The sequence below is a fragment of the Streptomyces sp. NPDC001450 genome (genome assembly GCF_053597295.1).
The window spans coordinates 16,196-33,191 of record NZ_JBSFHY010000005.1 but is presented as its reverse complement, the minus strand read 5'-3'; the positions used below and the strand labels follow the sequence as shown (position 1 = coordinate 33,191).

12 protein-coding genes and 1 other RNA gene are annotated in these 16,996 nt (G+C 72.4%); 4 read left to right on the top strand and 9 right to left on the bottom strand.

All coding sequences use genetic code 11. The features are described 5' to 3' along the window. Positions 1–17: 17 nt before the first annotated feature. A complete protein-coding gene (locus ACWC5O_RS06460; RefSeq protein WP_450580351.1) occupies positions 18–1,250 on the top strand; it encodes an MFS transporter in 1,233 nt (410 codons plus the stop codon). 67 nt (positions 1,251–1,317) lie between these two features. Here the strand turns inward: ACWC5O_RS06460 and ssrA are convergent. From ssrA to ftsE, 5 genes are all read right to left on the bottom strand, one after another. Further along, positions 1,318–1,686, bottom strand: a transfer-messenger RNA (tmRNA) gene (ssrA, locus tag ACWC5O_RS06455). 89 nt (positions 1,687–1,775) lie between these two features. Beyond that, positions 1,776–2,318, bottom strand: coding sequence for an SsrA-binding protein SmpB (gene smpB, locus ACWC5O_RS06450; RefSeq protein ID WP_450580730.1), 543 nt, complete (start codon positions 2,316–2,318; stop codon positions 1,776–1,778). 57 nt (positions 2,319–2,375) lie between these two features. Continuing rightward, positions 2,376–3,554, bottom strand: coding sequence for a S41 family peptidase (locus ACWC5O_RS06445; protein ID WP_450580349.1), 1,179 nt, complete (start codon positions 3,552–3,554; stop codon positions 2,376–2,378). Between the two features lie 67 nt (positions 3,555–3,621). Continuing rightward, complete coding sequence (gene ftsX, locus ACWC5O_RS06440; protein WP_450580347.1) at positions 3,622–4,539, bottom strand: permease-like cell division protein FtsX; 918 nt, start codon at positions 4,537–4,539, stop codon at positions 3,622–3,624. Positions 4,540–4,575: 36 nt separating this feature from the next. After that, positions 4,576–5,265 carry a cell division ATP-binding protein FtsE gene (gene ftsE / locus ACWC5O_RS06435; RefSeq protein WP_361236207.1) on the bottom strand — a complete coding sequence of 230 codons (690 nt, stop codon included), beginning with the start codon at positions 5,263–5,265 and terminating at the stop codon, positions 4,576–4,578. A gap of 357 nt (positions 5,266–5,622) precedes the next feature. Here ftsE and ACWC5O_RS06430 point away from each other — a divergent pair, with 357 nt between their 5' ends. Then, positions 5,623–5,817, top strand: coding sequence for a hypothetical protein (locus ACWC5O_RS06430; protein ID WP_094217736.1), 195 nt, complete (start codon positions 5,623–5,625; stop codon positions 5,815–5,817). Between the two features lie 93 nt (positions 5,818–5,910). Here the strand turns inward: ACWC5O_RS06430 and ACWC5O_RS06425 are convergent, their stop codons facing one another. From ACWC5O_RS06425 to ACWC5O_RS06410, 4 genes are all read right to left on the bottom strand, one after another. Continuing rightward, entirely contained in the window at positions 5,911–6,810 is a 900-nt protein-coding gene (locus tag ACWC5O_RS06425) for a hypothetical protein (RefSeq protein ID WP_450780927.1), read from the bottom strand. Positions 6,811–7,100: 290 nt separating this feature from the next. Next, positions 7,101–8,207, bottom strand: coding sequence for a peptide chain release factor 2 (gene prfB / locus ACWC5O_RS06420; protein ID WP_450580346.1), 1,107 nt, complete (start codon positions 8,205–8,207; stop codon positions 7,101–7,103). 72 nt (positions 8,208–8,279) lie between these two features. Beyond that, a complete protein-coding gene (locus tag ACWC5O_RS06415; protein ID WP_450580344.1) occupies positions 8,280–9,506 on the bottom strand; it encodes a serine/threonine-protein kinase in 1,227 nt (408 codons plus the stop codon). Between the two features lie 195 nt (positions 9,507–9,701). Further along, a complete protein-coding gene (locus ACWC5O_RS06410) occupies positions 9,702–11,387 on the bottom strand; it encodes a serine/threonine-protein kinase (protein WP_450580342.1) in 1,686 nt (561 codons plus the stop codon). Between the two features lie 342 nt (positions 11,388–11,729). On the opposite strand from ACWC5O_RS06410, the gene ACWC5O_RS06405 reads away from it, so the two are divergent. Together ACWC5O_RS06405 and ACWC5O_RS06400 are read left to right on the top strand one after the other, a co-directional pair. After that, on the top strand, positions 11,730–15,428 hold the full coding sequence (locus ACWC5O_RS06405; RefSeq protein ID WP_450580340.1) for an FHA domain-containing protein: 3,699 nt from the start codon (positions 11,730–11,732) through the stop codon (positions 15,426–15,428). Between the two features lie 155 nt (positions 15,429–15,583). Further along, positions 15,584–16,966 (top strand): ABC transporter substrate-binding protein, encoded by a 1,383-nt coding sequence (locus ACWC5O_RS06400; protein ID WP_450580338.1) that lies wholly within the window; start codon positions 15,584–15,586, stop codon positions 16,964–16,966. The last annotated feature ends 30 nt before the right edge of the window (positions 16,967–16,996 follow it).

Genomic DNA, 16,996 nt, shown 5'->3' with positions numbered 1-16,996 from the left:
CGGGCGAACGTAGAGCCATGCCGCACCAGACCGCCGAAGACACCCGAATACCGAGCAGAGCAGCACAGTCCATCGGATACCGCCGCCTCTTCTCCCTTCCCGGCGCCCGCGCCTTCACCGCCGGCAACCTGATCGCCCGCCTCCCCATGGGCATGTTCGGTGTGAGCGCGGTCGTGATGATCGCCGGGTCCCGGGGCTCGTACGCCCTCGCCGGTGCCGTCACGGCCACCGGGCTCGCGGCGACCGGGCTGGCCGGGCCCTGGATCGCCCGGCTCGTGGACCGGCACGGGCAGGCCCGGGTCGCCGTACCGGCCACGCTCACGGCCGTGCTCGGCAGCCTCGCGCTGCTGCTGTGCGTGCGCTACGACGCCCCCGACTGGACCCTGTTCGCCGCGTACGCCGCCACCGCGGCCACCCCGAACATCGGCGGCCTGTCCCGCGCCCGCTGGGCCCATCTGCTGCGCGACGACCCCGGCGCGCTGCACACCGCGAACTCCTTCGAGCAGGCGGCCGACGAGCTGTGCTTCATGCTCGGCCCGGTGCTGGCGTCCTTCCTGACCGGCACGTTCTTCCCCGAGGCGGGCACACTCGCCGGGGCCGTCCTGCTGCTGGCCGGGATGCTGCTGTTCACCGCGCAGCGGGCGACCGAGCCGCCGCCGCAGGCCCGTTCGAAGGCTCCGTCGCCGCTGCGGAGCCCGGGGATACCGCCGCTGCTGGCCTGCTTCGTGGCGACCGGCGCGGTGTTCGGTTCGATGGAGGTCGTCACGATCGCCTATGCCGACGCCCAGGGGCACCGCGCGGCGGCCGGTGTGGTCCTCGCGCTGCAGGCGGCGGGCTCCTGCGCGGCGGGCCTGCTGTACGGGGCACTGAAGCCGGCCGGCCTGCGCCTCTCCCGGTGCCTGCTCGCGATGGCCGGGCTGATGACCCTGCCCTGGCTGGCGGCCACCGCCGCGGGTTCGCTCACGGTCCTGGCGGGCGCGCTGCTCCTGGCCGGCATGGCGACCGCGCCGACGATGGTGACCGCGATGACCCTGGTGCAGGAGCGCACCCCGGCGGACCGGCTCAACGAGGGCATGAGCCTGGTGGTGACCGGGCTGCTCACCGGCATCGCGTGCGGTTCGGCGGGCGGGGGCTGGGCAGCGGAGCACCTCTCGCCGGCATCCGCCTTCGCGGTCCCGGTGGTCGCGGCCGCCACCGCCCTGCTGATCCACTCGGTCGCAACGGCCGTACGGTCCCGTACCCGACCATGACGAAGGCCCCGCCGCTCGAAGCGACGGGGCCTTGCCCACATGGGTTGAGAGGCCAGAGGCCTCTCGATCGTGGAGATGGCGGGAATCGAACCCGCGTCCAACGGTGCGGAATCAGGGCTTCTCCGTGTGCAGTTCGCTGTGATTTTCTCGGCCCCGGCGATCACGCGAACAAGTCGCCGACGGGCTCAGTCACTGTTTGGTTTCCCTCTTCACCCCGTGACCGGGATCAAGGTTTAGTTCCCTAGCTGATGCCAGGATCCGGGTCGGGAACAGCCCCGGGCTGACACTTCGCAAGTCGCTACTTAGGCAGCGAGGGCGAAGGAATCGCGCTTGGTGTTGGCGATTATTTTTTGCGACATATGGTTTACGAGATCATTGCCGCTTCCTCGACACGCTTCCCCTGCTTCGACAGCCGCTGTCGAAACCGATCATCCCCATGTTGTGTTTTCAATGCACACACCGGGTTCAGCCGGTGTTGGTGCCATCGTACGTGACCAACCCGCGTCGATGCCACCGTATTCCAGGCTACGCGCCCCGCTGCTTCCGCTTCGCCGCCGCGATCGCACGGTCCGACTCACGCCGGTCCTGCTTCTCCCGCAGGGTCTGTCGCTTGTCGTACTCCTTCTTGCCTCGCGCGAGCGCGATCTCGGCCTTCGCGCGGCCGTCCCTGAAGTACAGGGCGAGCGGCACGATGGTGTGACCCGTCTCCTGGGCCTTGGACTCCAGCTTGTCGATCTCCTCGCGGTGCAGCAGCAGCTTGCGCTTGCGGCGCGCGGAGTGGTTGGTCCAGCTGCCCTGGTGGTACTCGGGGATGTGGGCGTTGTGCAGCCACGCCTCGCCCCGGTCGATCTGGACGAAGCCGTCGGTCAGCGAGGTCCGTCCCTCACGCAGCGACTTGACCTCGGTACCGGTGAGTACGAGCCCGGCCTCGTAGGTGTCAATGATCGCGTAGTCGTGCCGGGCCTTCTTGTTCTGGGCGACGATCTTGCGCTTGCCGCCCTTCTCGCCGTCCCTGGCCTTCGCGGCCCCGCCGCCCTGCTTGGGCTGGGACTCCTTGGGTACGTACATTCCCTTGCTCATAGTGCCGTCCATTTTCGCACTACGGAGGGGTCCCGCGGCCAGCCCTTAATCGGCGTCGCCGAGGCCGGCGAGCACCGTCTCCGCCCGCTGGAGGGCCTCCGGCCCCGCCTCCAGGTCCGGGGTGATGCCCCGGCCGTCCACCTTGTGGCCGGAGGGAGTGCGGTAGTGGCCCACGGTCAGTTCGGCCACCGACCCGTCGGGCAGCTCGGTCGGCATCTGGATGGAGCCCTTGCCGAAGGTGCGGGAACCGATCACGACCGCGCGGCCCCGGTCCTGGAGGGCGCCGGTGAGCATCTCGGCCGCGCTCATGGTGCCCCCGTCGACCAGGGCGACCAGGGGGCGGGTGGTGTCGCCGCCGCCATCGGCGTGCAGGGCGCGCTGGGCGCCGTCGACGTCGTAGGTGGCGACCAGGCCGCCGTCGAGGAGGGCGGAGGCGGTGTCCACCGCCTCGGTGACCAGGCCGCCGGAGTTCCCACGCAGGTCGAGCACGATGCCGGCGCCGGCCGGGGCCTGTCGTACGGCGGCGCGGACGGCGGCGCCGGAGCCCTTGGTGAAGGCGGCGATCTGGATGACGGTGACTCCGTCGGACAGCCTGCGGACGGTCACCGAGTCCGTGGACAGGCGGGCCCGGTGCAGGGTCTCGGTCCACGCGCGCGGGCCGCGCTGCAGGCCGAGCGTGACCGTCGTGCCGGCCGCCGCGTCCTCCGCGTCGCCGCGCAGTAAGGAGACGACCTCGGTGACCGGCCGCCCGTCGACCGTGTCGCCGTCGACGCTGCGCAGCCGGTCGCCCCTGCGGATCCCGGCATCCGCCGCCGGCGAGCCGGGCTGCACCCGGGTCACCGCGATCCGGCCGTCCCGCTCGCGCCGCGCCCACAGGCCGACGCCGGTGTACTGGCCGTCGAGGGCCTCCTGGAACTCCTGGTACTCGTCCTCGGAGTAGACGGCGCCCCAGCGGTCGCCGCTGCGGCTGACGGCCCGCTCGGCGGCCTCCATCGGCGACTTGCCGTCGGCCATGGCCTCGGCGGCGGCCCGCTGCACGTCCTCGTGCCCGGGATCCGGGTGCGCGGCACCTGCGGCGGCCCTGCGCCCGGCGCTGCCCGCCTGGCCGGTGTCCGGGAAGGAGCCGGTGGCGGCGCCCGCGGCGAGGACGCCGGCGAACACCAATGTCAGGGCGGCCCCGCGGCGGATGCGGCGGGGCTGGCAGAACAGGTCGCGGCCTGACATGGCCGTGAGTCTAGGGGAACGCGAAGGGCCGTACGGTCGGATGTCCGTACGGCCCTCTTGGTTTGCGTCACACCTTCAGGTACTTGCGCAGCGCGAAGAATGCCGCCAACGAGGGCATCAGCACGCTGGTGGCGAGGATCAGCGGGAGCTTGGTCAACACCGCGTCCCAGCCTACGAAGTTGATCAGCGTGAGCTTGGTGGACAGGGCCATGCCGTGGTCGATGGTGAAGTACCGCCCGACCACCAGGAAGACGCAGGCGAGGCCACCGCCGATGAGGCCGGCGACCGCGGCCTCCATGATGAACGGCGCCTGGATGTAGAAGCCCGAGGCACCGACCAGGCGCATGATGCCGGTCTCGCGCCTGCGGCTGAACGCCGAGACACGCACGGTGTTGACGATCAGCAGCAGCGCGACGAGCAGCATCAGCGCCATCACACCGAGCGCCGCCCGGTTCATCAGGTTCAGCAGCTGGAAGAGGTTGTCCAGGATGCCCTTCTGGTCCTGCACCGACTGGACACCGTCGCGCCCGTTGAACGCGGTCGCGATCACCTGGTACTTCTGCGGGTTCTTGAGCTTGATGCGGTACGACTCCTGCATCTGGTCCGGCGTCAGCGAGCTGGCCAGCGGGGAGTTGCCGAACTGCTCCTTGTAGTGCTTGTACGCCTGGTCCTGCGACTCGTACGCGACCTTCTCGACGATCGGCATCTTGTGCAGGTCGTTGAGGATCTGCTTCTTCTGGTCCTCGGTGACCGCGCCCTTGGCGCAGTTGACGTCCGACTGTGCGTCACTCTTGTTGCACAGGAAGATCGAGACGTTGACCTTGTCGTACCAGTAGCCCTTCATGGTGCTCACCTGGTCGCTCATCAGCAGCGAACCGCCGAACAGGGCCAGGGACAGGGCGACGGAGACGATGACGGCGAAGGTCATCGTCAGATTGCGGCGGAGACCGACACCGATCTCCGACAGGACGAACTGGGCGCGCATGGCGTCTGGTTAAGCCTTTCCGTGGATCTCGTGCGGTCAGTGCTGGTAGCCGTAGACGCCGCGGGCCTGGTCGCGGACGAGGCGGCCTTTCTCCAGCTCGATGACGCGCTTGCGCATCTGGTCCACGATGTTCTGGTCGTGCGTCGCCATGATCACGGTGGTGCCCGTCCGGTTGATGCGGTCGAGCAGCTTCATGATGCCGACGGAGGTCTGCGGGTCGAGGTTGCCGGTGGGCTCGTCGCAGATGAGCAGCTTGGGCCGGTTGACGAAGGCCCGCGCGATGGCCACGCGCTGCTGCTCACCACCGGACAGCTCGCCCGGCATCCGGTCCTCCTTGCCGCCGAGCCCGACGAGGTCCAGCACCTGCGGCACGGACTTGCGGATCTCACCGCGCGACTTGCCGATGACCTCCTGCGCGAAGGCCACGTTCTCCGCGACCGTCTTGTTGGGCAGGAGGCGGAAGTCCTGGAACACCGTCCCGAGCTGGCGGCGGATCTGCGGCACCTTCCAGTTGGAGACGCGTGCGAGGTCCTTGCCCAGGACGTGCACCTGGCCGTGGCTGCACCGCTCCTCGCGGAGGATGAGCCGCAGGAAGGTGGACTTTCCGGAGCCGGAGGACCCCACGAGGAAGACGAACTCGCCCTTCTCCACTTCCAGGGACACATCCCTGAGCGCGGGGCGGGTCTGCTTGGGGTAGACCTTGGAGACGTTGTCGAATCGGATCACGGATGCACCACGGGTCGCCGGGGGTAGATGTGCGTGACCATACGCGAACCGGGGGCGGGGGTGCAGGGTCCGAGCGCGGTTGGGGGAGGCTTGTGTGTTTTTGTACGGGACTTTTCAACGAGCGTGAGCTTCCCCACCAGGTGCGCGGGACCGTATCGCTGTGCGGCTCCGCCGCGTGGGCGCGCCCGGCCCCACGGCCCGCAGCCGCGCTACAGCGGATTCCACCCCTCTGCAGGCGCCCCGCGCAAGTGCGGGCGCCCCGCGCAAGCTCCGCGGGAACCTGGCACAGTGGAGGGGGAACGTTCTCGTTCCCGTGTGCGTTATATGTGTGATGGCCGGTGCAAGGAGGGCGAGCGCATGACGTACGACCGGTTGGTGTGCGCGAACTGCGCGTCGCCTGTGAGTGAGGGCCGGTGCCCGGTGTGCCGTGCCAACCGCGAGCGGCTGCAGCAGCAGGAGGGCTTCTTCGCCGGGCTGAACCCGATGGCGCTGATCGCGCTGCTCGCGGTGCTGATCGCCGCGGTGGCGCTGCTGGCGCACCAGACCGCGTAAGAAGACCCCAGGAACACCGGAAGGGCCCGGAGCGCCAAGCTCCGGGCCCTTCCGCCTGCACTGTGCCTACAGCGCGTGACCGTGAGGCTACGCTCAGGCGGCCGCGCCGCCCCGGCCGTTCACCAGACGCGGCAGGACGCGGAAGCCGACGCCGCCGGCGATCATGGTGGCGGCGCCGACGATCAGGAACGCGGTCTGACCGGCACCGGTCTCGGCGAGCTGCTTGTCGCCGCCCTGGGCCGAGGTGTCCGAGCCCGTGTCGGTGAGGGCCGAGGAGCCCTCCTCCTGGGACGCGTTGTTGTTCCCACCGTCGGGGGTGGTGTGGCCGTTGCCGCCGGTACTGCTGCCACCGGTGGAGCCGTTGCCGCCCGAGTTGCCACCGGTCGAGCTGTTGCCACCGGAGTTGCCGTTGCCGCCGGTGTCGCCACCGGTCGAGCTGTTGCCACCGGAGTTGCCGTTGCCGCCGGTGTCGCCACCGGTCGAGCTGTTGCCACCGGAGCTGTTGCCGCCGGTGGAGTCGTCACCACCCGTGGTGGTGCCACCGGTGGAGTCGTCGCCGCCGGTGGTGGTGCCACCCGTGGAGTCGCCACCGCCGATGACGCCACCGATGGTGGTGGTGCCGCCGGTGCTGTCGTCGCCGCCAGTGGTGGTCCCGCCGGTGCTGTCGTCGCCGCCAGTGGTGGTGCCGCCGGTGCTGTCGTCGCCGCCAGTGGTGGTGCCACCCGTGGAGTCGTCGCCGCCGGTGGTGGTGCCACCCGTGGAGTCGCCACCCGTGGTGGTGCCACCCGTGGTGTCACAGACACCGACGGGGTCGCAGCCACCGCTGGTCCCGCCGTCGTCGTTGCCGTCCGCGCTCACGCCCAGGGTGATCGGACCCGCCTGGACGCCGAGGTCCAGCGCCGAGGCGGCACCCGCGGCGGTCAGCGAGGCACCGGCCGCGATCACGGCGCCGGCGGCTATCCGCGCGACCCGGATCCGCGTCTTCTTCGTCATATGGTTGCTACCCCCAGTAGCTGTTCGTCAGTGAGGCGGCGTGCGGGGCTTGCCGTGATCGACGGGGTAGCCGTGACGAGATGTGCGCCCATTCCCCCGGTTCACATGCGCCCCAGAGATACGCATGCCACGCTTCAGCCTTCCCATTTTTCAAAGCAACGTCAAGGCCGTTGCGCGCGCAATGTCCAACGGGGCGGCGTTTGGGGGTACTTGGAGCCTGTGAGTGTGATGTAAAACCCAGACAAAAGACAACTGCCGCCTCTCGGGCGGCAGTTGTCATGTCGACAAAGTTACTTCTCCTGCTGCTTGCGCCAGCGAATGCCGGCCTCCAGGAAACCGTCGATCTCGCCGTTGAACACGGCCTCCGGGTTACCCACTTCGTACTCGGTGCGCAGGTCCTTGACCATCTGGTACGGGTGCAGCACGTACGAACGCATCTGGTTGCCCCAGGAGTTGCCGCCGTCGCCCTTGAGTGCGTCCATCTTGGCCTGCTCCTCCTGGCGGCGCCGCTCCAGCAGCTTGGCCTGGAGGACGTTCATCGCGGTGGCCTTGTTCTGGATCTGCGACCGCTCGTTCTGGCAGGAGACCACGATGCCGGTGGGGAGGTGGGTCAGGCGCACCGCCGAGTCGGTGGTGTTCACGCCCTGGCCACCGGGCCCGGACGACCGGTACACGTCGACCCTCAGCTCGGACTCGTCGATCTCGATGTGGTCGGTCTGCTCGACCACGGGGAGGACCTCGACACCCGCGAAGGAGGTCTGGCGGCGCCCCTGGTTGTCGTAGGGCGAGATCCGGACGAGCCGGTGGGTGCCCTGCTCCACGGAGAGGGTGCCGTAGGCGTACGGCACCTGCACGGCGAAGGTGGTCGACTTGATGCCGGCCTCTTCCGCGTACGACGTCTCGATGAGCTCGGTCTTGTAGCCGCGCTGCTCGGCCCAGCGCAGGTACATGCGCTGCAGCTTCTCGGCGAAGTCGGCGGCGTCGACGCCACCGGCCTCGGCGCGGATGTTGACGAGCGCCTCACGGGAGTCGTACTCACCGCTGAGCAGCGTCCGGACCTCCATCTCGTCCAGCGCCTTGCGCACGGCGGCCAGCTCGGACTCGGCCTCGGCGCGGGTGTCCGGGTCGTCCTCCTCCTCGGCCATCTCGAAGAGGACCGCGAGATCGTCGATCCGGCCGCGCAGCGTCTCCGCCTTCCTGACCTCGGCCTGGAGGTGGGAGAGCTTGCTGGTGATCTTCTGCGCCTCGTCCGGGTTGTCCCACAGGGACGGCGCGGCCGCCTGCTCCTCGAGCACGGCGATGTCTGCCCTCATCCGGTCGAGGTCCAGGACGGCCTCGATCGACTCCATGGTCGAGGAGAGGGACTTCAGCTCTTCGGATACATCGACGACTGCCACGCCTCCAGCGTAACGGCTCCGCCGGGCAGCCAGGGCCGAGCGGTGAGGACCACCTCTCGGCCCACCTCGCGCCTACGGCGTCGACGTGCTGTGGGTCTCCTGCGGCGGCTCGTCGTCACCCGAGGTCGCCGCCCACGCGCCGACCCCTATGGCCGCGGCCAGGACCACCCCCGCGATGCTCAGGGTGATCCTGCGGCGCCGGGCGGCGGCGCGGTGCCGGGCCGAGCCAGGGCGGGGTGCGCCCGACGCGCGGGGGGCACGCGCGGTGCCCCGCGCTCCTCCCGTCAGCTCGTCGGGCGCCGGCACCCGCATCGACGTGTGCGTGTCCCGGTTGGAGTCCGGCTTCGCCCCCGGCACCAGGGAGACCGCGCCCCGGCGCCGTACGGGCTCCCCGGGCGCGGCCGGGGCCGGCGCCTCCTCCGGGCCCTCCTCGGCCGACTCCGCGTCCGGCTCGTCGACGTCCAGCGGCGGCATCCCGGCCAGCGTCGGCAGCTGCTCCCGCAGTCGCGACGCCAGCTCGGACGCCCGCAGCCGCGACGCCGGCGCCTTCGCGAGGCACTGCACGATCAGCTGCCACAGCTCCTCGGGAATCCCCGGCAGCGGTACGACCGTCTCCGTCACGTGGCGGCGCAGCACCGCCCCCGGGTGCCCGCCCCCGAAGGGGGTGAAGCCGGCCAGCAGCTCGTACAGCACCGTCGTCAGCGCGTAGATGTCGACCGAGGCGCGCGGCGGCAGGCCCTCGACGATCTCCGGGGCCAGGTAGTCCGGCGTACCGATGATCTTCGTGGCCCGGGTCCGCTTCGGCGAGTCGATCAGCTTCGCGACGCCGAAGTCCGTCAGCAGGGCGGGGTGCGCGCCGCCCGGGCCGAGCGGGCCCTGCATGTCCAGCAGGACGTTCTCGGGCTTGACGTCCCGGTGCACGACCCCGGACGCGTGGGCGGCCGCGAGCCCGTCGGCGATGTCGGCGACGATCGCCACGGCCGCCTCGGGGGCGAGCCGCCGCTCACGTTCGAGGCGGGTGCGCAGATCGGTGCCGCGCACCAGGTCCATGACGAGCGCCAGGTCGTTGCCGTCGACCACGAGGTCGCGCACGGTGACGATGTGCGGGTGCTCCAGGCCGAGCAGTGCGGTGCGCTCCTGGACGAAGCGCCCGACGAGCTCCTGGTCGGACGCGAGGTCCTCACGCAGCAGCTTGATCGCGACGGGCCCCTCGGGTCCCTCGCCCAGCCACACCGTGCCGGCGCTGCCCCGCCCCAGGATCTGGTTGGCGGTGTACCGGCTGCCGATCTTCCGTGCCAAGACTGCTCCTACTGACGCGTGTTGCCGACGCTGCGTCATTCCGGGGGCGCAGACACCGGCGGCTACCGCCGCGGGCCCCCGGACCCCCAGCCGACAGACGACTCCCAGCCGACAAAGCTACGCGTCGAACGAGCCAACCTTCACCGCGGAGACGGAAATCACCCGCCGGGTGTCGACAAATCCCCAGACTCGCGGTCAGTTGCCGCCGCCGGAGGACGAGCCCAGCTCCTTGAGCCAGTGGCTCACCTGCCCGGCGAAGTGGCTCACCTCGCGCCAGTAGCCCCTGCCCTGGCCGACCCAGGTGTGCAGCGGGGTCAGGTCCCAGATCAGCCAGCCGGCGACGACCAGGATGACGATCGTGAACAGGCAGCCCTTCAGGCAGCCGAGTCCGGGGATCTTCATCGGGTTGGCGCTGCGCTGCCGCGCCGGCCGGGGCTCGCGCGCGGGTCGCTGCGGCTCCGGGGCGGGGGGCGCGTACCGCTGGGGCTGCTGCGGCGGGGCGTACTGCTGGGGCTGCTGCTGCGGGTAGCCGTACCCGGCGTGCGGCTGCTGCTGCCGGCCGCGCGGCTGCGGCTGCTGCGGGCGCGCCTGCGGGGCCTGGCGCGGCTGCTGCTGCGGCCGGGCGACCTGCCGCTGGGGGCGGCGGCGCAGCGGGTCCTCGTCGGGGTCGAGGTACTGGATCTGCGTCTGCTCGTTGCGGTCCCGGGCGGCGCGCAGCTGGGTCTGCCAGGGGTGCGGCTGATCGGGCTGCTGGCCCGGCCGGCCCTGCGGCATCGGCGGCATGACGGCCGTCGGGTCGGCCGCGCCGGTGTTCGGCAGGACCGCGGTCGGGTCGGCCGCGCCGACGGGGCCGCCGGTGTGCGGCAGGACGCTGGTCGCCGCATTCGGGTCGTACGCCCCCTGCGGCGCGTTCGTCGGGAGCACCTGGGTGGGGTCGGCGGCGCCGGGCACGCCCGGGACGGCGGCAGGGGCCGGATCCGGCGCCAGCAGGGCACCGACGCCCTCGGCGGCGGCGATCTGGGCGGCGTTCGCGTGCACACCGACGCCCTCGGCCACGACCCGGAGCCCGCGCGCGAGGTTCTCGGCGCTGGGCCGCTCGTCGGGGTTCTTGCGCAGGCAGCGCTCTATCACCGTCCACAGCGGGTCCGGGACGGTGGAGGGGCGGCGCGGCTCGGCGCTCAGGTGCTGGTGCAGCACCTCCAGGGCGGTGCCGCCGGAGAACGGCGGGTGGCCGGTGACCAGTTCGTACAGCAGGATGCCGGCGCCGTAGATGTCGACGGCGGAGGTCTGCGGGCGGCCCTCGGCGGACTCCGGCGCCACGTACGCGGGCGTGCCGACGAACTCGTGGGTGCGGGTCAGGCCCGGGGAGTCGGCCAGGCGGGCGATGCCGAAGTCGGTCAGCATCGGGTGCATCTGGCCGTCGTACTGCTGGAGCAGCACGTTGGCGGGCTTCAGGTCGCGGTGGACGACGCCGTCTGCGTGGCTCGCGGCGAGGGCGTCGGCGATCTGCGCCGTCATCAGCGCGGCGGCGACCGGCGTGAAGGGGCCGCTCTCGCGCAGGTAGCGGTGCAGGTCGGGGCCGTCGACGAGGTCCATGACCAGGGCCAGCAGATCGCCCTCGACGACCAGGTCACGGACCCGGACGATGTTGGGGTGGGTGAGCCGGAGCAGGACGGAGCGTTCCCGCAGGAACCGCATCACGATGTCCGGGTCGCTCGCCAGCTCCTCCTTGAGGACCTTGATCGCGACCGTCTCGCCGGGCTGGCCGGCCACGGCCGCCTCGGCGCCCGCGGTCTCGCGCTGGCGGGCACGCCAGACGGTGCCCGTGGCGCCGCGTCCGAGCGGCTCCTCGAGCAGGTACTTGCTGCCGACTGGCCGCACGTTCCGCGCTCCCTGCTGTCTGTTCGCCTGTGTTCCGGTGTTCCGGCCCACTGTAGTGCCGCCCCCCGAGGGCACTACGTAAGCGTTCCCGTCGATGTTCGAAGGAAAGACGCTCGCCTTGGTCTCCTGGTTGCCCAGCGGCGAACGTGACCGATCTCAACTGATCACCGATGGATTGCTGGTCAGGCACTTTTGGGGGCAGAGCTGACCAATCAAGATCACTTGGCACCGGGCCGCGGGCGCGTTGTCAGTGACAGGTGCGAGGATGCGTGCAGTACTGGCCGACGTGCTCGTGCGGGGGTGGGGGATGTCCGCGCCCGGGCAGAAGGGACCGCTGCGCCGATGCAGATCCGGCTGACCGTCGTAGACCCGCTGGGCCCGTCCCCGCAGCGGGGCCGCGCCGCGAGCCGCGACGTGCTGGTGACGGCGCCCGCGGGCACGGACCTGGCCGCGGTGGCGTCGGCCCTGGCCACGGCGGTCACCGGCGACGGCGGCACGGGCCGGGACACCGGCGGCGCCCCGGTGGTCCTGTACGCGGACGCGGAGCGGCTGGACCCGCGCCGCTGCACCCTCGGCGAGCCTCCCCTGGTCGACGGCGCCGTGCTGTCCCTGGGCGCCCCGGCGGCTCCTGAGCCGCATCCCGAGCTGGACGACGCCCCGACCCAGCTGCACGTGGTCGCGGGCCCGGACGCGGGCGGGGTCCATCTGCTGCACGGCGGCCGGATCACGGTCGGCCGCTCCGCCGACGCCGACGTCCCGCTGGACGACCCGGACGTCTCCCGCCTGCACTGCGCGGTCACGGTCGCCGCCGACGGCCGTGTCTCGGTGGCCGACCTCGGCTCCACCAACGGCACGGCCCTGGACGGCACCCGTGTGAGCGACCGCCCGGTGCGGTTCGCTCCGGGGGCCCTGCTGAGGATCGGCGAGTCCGCCCTGCGGCTCACCCCGTCCGGCGGCCCCGGGGCGCGGGTACGGACGGTGCCGGACGGAGAGGGATGCGTGCGGTTCGCCCCGGGGCCGGCCGGCGAAGCCGGTGGTCCGGCGGCGGACGCCGCCGGGCACGCGCGCGTGGAGCCCGTCCCGGGCCCGGCTGCCGACGGCCCCTCAGGGCCGACCCGTCACGCCTACGGCACGGCGAGCTGGGCTGCCCCGGGCTCGGGCGCGGGGGCTGAGGAGCAACGGCGCGGGGAAGAGCCGGCGGTGCCGGGTCAGGCCGGGGCGCCGGGCATCGAGAAGCGTGACGGAGGCGCAGCGGGGCCGGGTTCGGCTTCCGGCAAGGCTTCCGCCGGCGGGGGCGGCTTCGGGGCCGACGGACCCGGCGGCGAAATCCCGGCACCCGGGATACCCGGCTCGGCCACCGGCGGCGGCACGGCCGCAGACCGCCACGGGACCGGCGGACCAAGCAGCGAACGCCCGGCACCCGGCATGCCCGGTTCCACCTCCCGTGGCGGGGACACACACGCGGGGCGGTACGGCGTCGGCGGCCCGGGTGGCCCGACCGGGGCCACCGACGCCGGTACGGCGAACCGCGGCCCGGCGTCGGACAGTGCCTCTTCCGGCACCGACGCCGGAGTGGGCCGCGGCCGCAAGGACACCCCGCTCCGGGGCACTGACGCACCCGAGAGCGTCCGCCGCAGGGGCGGAATCGGTGCCTGGGCGCGGCGGCTGGCCGGCGGGCGTGGGGAGCAGCCCGCGGCCCGGCCGGAGGCGTACGGCGCCACGACGGCCGGTGCGGGCGGCGTGCCGGAGGCCGATGTCCCGCAGCTGCCGGAGACCTGGCCGGACCCCGCCGCGCTGCTGCTGACGGCGCTGGGTCCCGGGCCCCGGCTGTGGGAGCGGGGTCCGGGACACCCTGAGGCGCTGACCGTGCGGCTGGGCACGGCCGACCGCAACACACCGGACGGCTCGGGCGTGCTGCCCGCCGTACCGGTGACCGCCGCGTTGCGCGAGGCGGGCGCGCTGGGCCTGGCCGGTCCGCGCCCCCGGCTGTCCGGGCTGGCCCGCGCGGTGCTGGCCCAGCTGGCCGCGCTGCACTCCCCCGACCTGCTGGAAATCGTGCTGATCAGCGCGGACCGCAGCCGCCCCGAGGAGGAGCGGACGGCCGATTGGTCCTGGCTGGGCTGGCTCCCGCACGTCCGCCCGGGCCACGGCCAGGACTGCCGGCTGTTGCTCGCCTACGACCGCGAACAGGCGGCGGCCCGCACGGAGGAACTCCTGCGCCGGGTGGAGGAGTTCGCGGCGACGGGCCGAGGCACGGCCCAGCCGGCCCCGGCGGCGGACGCCGTCGGACAGGGCTCGGCCTCCACCGCGGCGACGGCTTCCCGGACCGCGGGCGACCCGTACACCGGCCCTTCCGGACAGGCCTCACCCGCCACTGCGGGGACGGCACCTGGAACAGCCCAGCACACCACCCCGAGCCCTGCCTCCGCCTCCGCCCGCCGCCCCTCCTGGGCCAGGGAAGGCGCGGAGCTGGACGGATTCGGCGGCTTCCCGGGTCCGTTCACCGTCGTCGTCGTGGACGGGGACCCCGGCGGCGCCTCCCTGCAGGAAGCCCTGGCGCGGCTGGCCGTGGCCGGTCCGCGGGCCGGGATCCATGTCATCTGCCTCGCCGAGACCGCGGCCGCCACACCCGCCTCGCCCGTGGCGCAGACGTACGAGGCGGCCTGCGCGGTCACGCCCACCTTCCGGTACTGCGGGGCCGTGGCCCTGCTCAGCGGTGATGTCGCCGGCGCGCTGCACCTGATGCGTGTCGCGCCCACCGGGCCCGTGGGCCCGGGGGCCGTCGCCACCGTCGACGCCGTCTCCCCCGCCTGGGCGGAGCGGTTCGCGCGGGCGCTCGCGCCGCTCCGGCCCGACGGCCCCGTCGGTGAGCGGCACGCGCGCGTGGCCGTACCGCTGCCGCAGTCGGCGCGGCTGCTGGACGAGCTGGGCCTGGCCCGGGCCACCCCGGCCTCGCTGATGGCGCGTTGGGCGGACGCGGCCGACGACACGGAGTCGCTGGGCGGCCGCGCCCGGGCAGTGCTCGGTGCCGGGCCGCACGGCCCGCTCACCGCCGACCTGGTGGCCGACGGGCCGCATCTGCTGATCGAGGGGCCGGCCGGCAGCGGCCGTACCGAGCTGCTGCGGGCCATGGTCGCCTCGCTGGCCGCCGCCGAGCGGCCCGACCGGCTGGGCATGGTACTGATCGACGGCCGGGACGGCGTCGGCGCGGGCGCGGGGCGCGGTGAGGGGCTGCGCGTCTGCACGGACATACCCCATGTGACGACCCACCTCATCGCCAACGACCCCGTCCGCATGCGGGAGTTCGCGCAGTCGCTGAGCGCCGAGCTGAAGCGGCGCGCGGAATTGCTGGGCCGGACGGACTTCGCCCAGTGGCACGCGGGGCGTGCGGTGTCCGGCCGTATCGTCGCGCAGCGCACCCCGGGCGGGCGCCCGGCGGCCTCCGGGGCCGGGGACATAGAGGCGCCGCCCAGCTCCACGCTGCGGCTGCGGCCCGGCGCCGCACGCAAGCGCACCGAGGCCGCACCGCCGCTGCCCCGGCTCCTCGTGGTCGTCGACGACCTGGACGCGCTGGTCTCTCCCGCACTCGGCTCGCCGGGCCGGCCCGCCGCCGGATCGGTGATGCGGGCGCTGGAGGCGGTGGCCCGGGAGGGTGAGCGGCTCGGCGTGCACCTGGTGGCCGCGGCCGGGACGGGCGGTCGTACGGCGGAGACGGAGCCGGCCAGGCAGGCCACGCTGCGGGTCACGCTGGACGCGCCGACGGCCGGGCCGGAGGAGCCGGCGCCGGGGCGGGGCAGGCTGACGTACGCGGACGGGCGGACCGTCGGCTTCCAGGCCGGCCGGGTGACGGGCCGTATCCCGCGCACCGCGACCCAGCGGCCCACGGTCGTCCCGCTGGAGTGGCAGCGGATGGGCGATCCGCCGGCCCGCCGTCCCGTGCGCGAACTGGGCAACGGCCCCACTGACCTGGCCCTGCTGGCGAGCGCGGTGGAGCGGGCGGCCCGAGAGGTCGCCGCGGCGGAGGTGCCCTCGCTCCTGTAGCGGGAATCGGTACGCATACTTCCCTGATCACGAGCCGGTCACGATGACCCGCCGGACGGCGCAGGCGCTCTTGCCGCCCTTGTGCGGCCCGGCGTAGACCGGACCGCACGGAACAGTGTTCTGACGTTCAGCGGAGAACGACGAACGGGGAAGTGATGCGTAGCAACAGCAACACCATCCGGACACACAGGGCCGCCACCTCACTCGCCGCGTTACTCGCGGGAGCCCTCGCGCTCACCGCCTGCTCCAGCAGCGACGACAAGAAGGGCAGCGGCGACACGAGCGGCGGGGCCACCGCGAGCGGCTCCGGCGTCACCCTGCCGAAACTGAACGGCGCGAGCCTGGAGGTCGCCGCCGTCTGGACCGGCACCGAACAGGCGAACTTCAAGAAGGTCCTGGCGGAGTTCGAGAAGCGCACGGGCGCGAAGGTGACGTTCGTGCCCGCCCAGGACCCGATCATCAACTTCCTCGGTTCGAAGATCGCGGGCGGTCAGCCGCCGGACGTGGCCCTGCTGCCGCAGCCGGGCGCGATCAAGCAGGCCGTGGACAAGAAGTGGGCCAAGCCGCTCGGCCCGGACGCGCTCAAGGAGCTGCAGAAGAACTACTCGCAGGGCTGGCAGGACATCGGCAAGGTCGACGGCAAGCAGTACGGCGTGTACTACAAGGCCGCCAACAAGTCGCTGATCTGGTACAACGCCAAGGCCTTCGAGAACGCGGGCGCCAAGGAGCCGAAGACCTGGCAGGAGCTGCTGACCGCCGCGCAGGCGGTGTACGACTCCGGGGTCACCCCGTTCTCGGTCGGCGGCGCCGACGGCTGGACACTGACGGACTGGTTCGAGAACGTCTATCTGTCCCAGGCCGGGCCGGAGAAGTACGACCAGCTCGCCCAGCACAAGATCAAGTGGACCGACCCCTCGGTGAAGCAGGCCCTGACCACGCTCGCCCAGATCTGGGGCAAGAAGGACTATGTGGCGGGCGGCGCGGACGGCGCCCTGCAGACCGAGTTCCCGAACTCCGTCACGCAGACCTTCACCGGCGGGGACCAGCCGAAGGCGGCGATGGTCTACGAGGGCGACTTCGTCCAGGTCAACATCGGTGACACCAAGGCGAAGGTGGGCACGGACGCGAAGGTGTTCCCGTTCCCGGCGGTGGGCTCGGCCGCGCCGGTGGTCTCCGGCGGTGACGCGGCCGTCATCCTGAAGGACTCCAAGGCGGCGCAGGCGCTGGCCACCTTCCTGGCCTCCCCGGACGCGGCGACCATCCAGGCCGAGCTCGGCGGCTACCTCTCGCCGAACAAGAACGTGCCGGACTCGGCCTACCCGAACCCGGTGCAGCAGAAGATCGCCAAGGCGCTGATCGCGTCCGGCGACGACTTCCGCTTCGACATGTCCGACCAGGCCCCGCAGGCCTTCGGCGGCACCCCGGGCAAGGGCGAGTGGAAGGACCTGCAGGACTTCCTGAAGAACCCGAAGGACGTGGCGGGCACCCAGGCGCAGCTGGAGAAGGACGCGGCGGCGGCCTACGGGAACGGGAGCTGATCCGGCGATGGCGTCGGCAGCGGCGGCCGG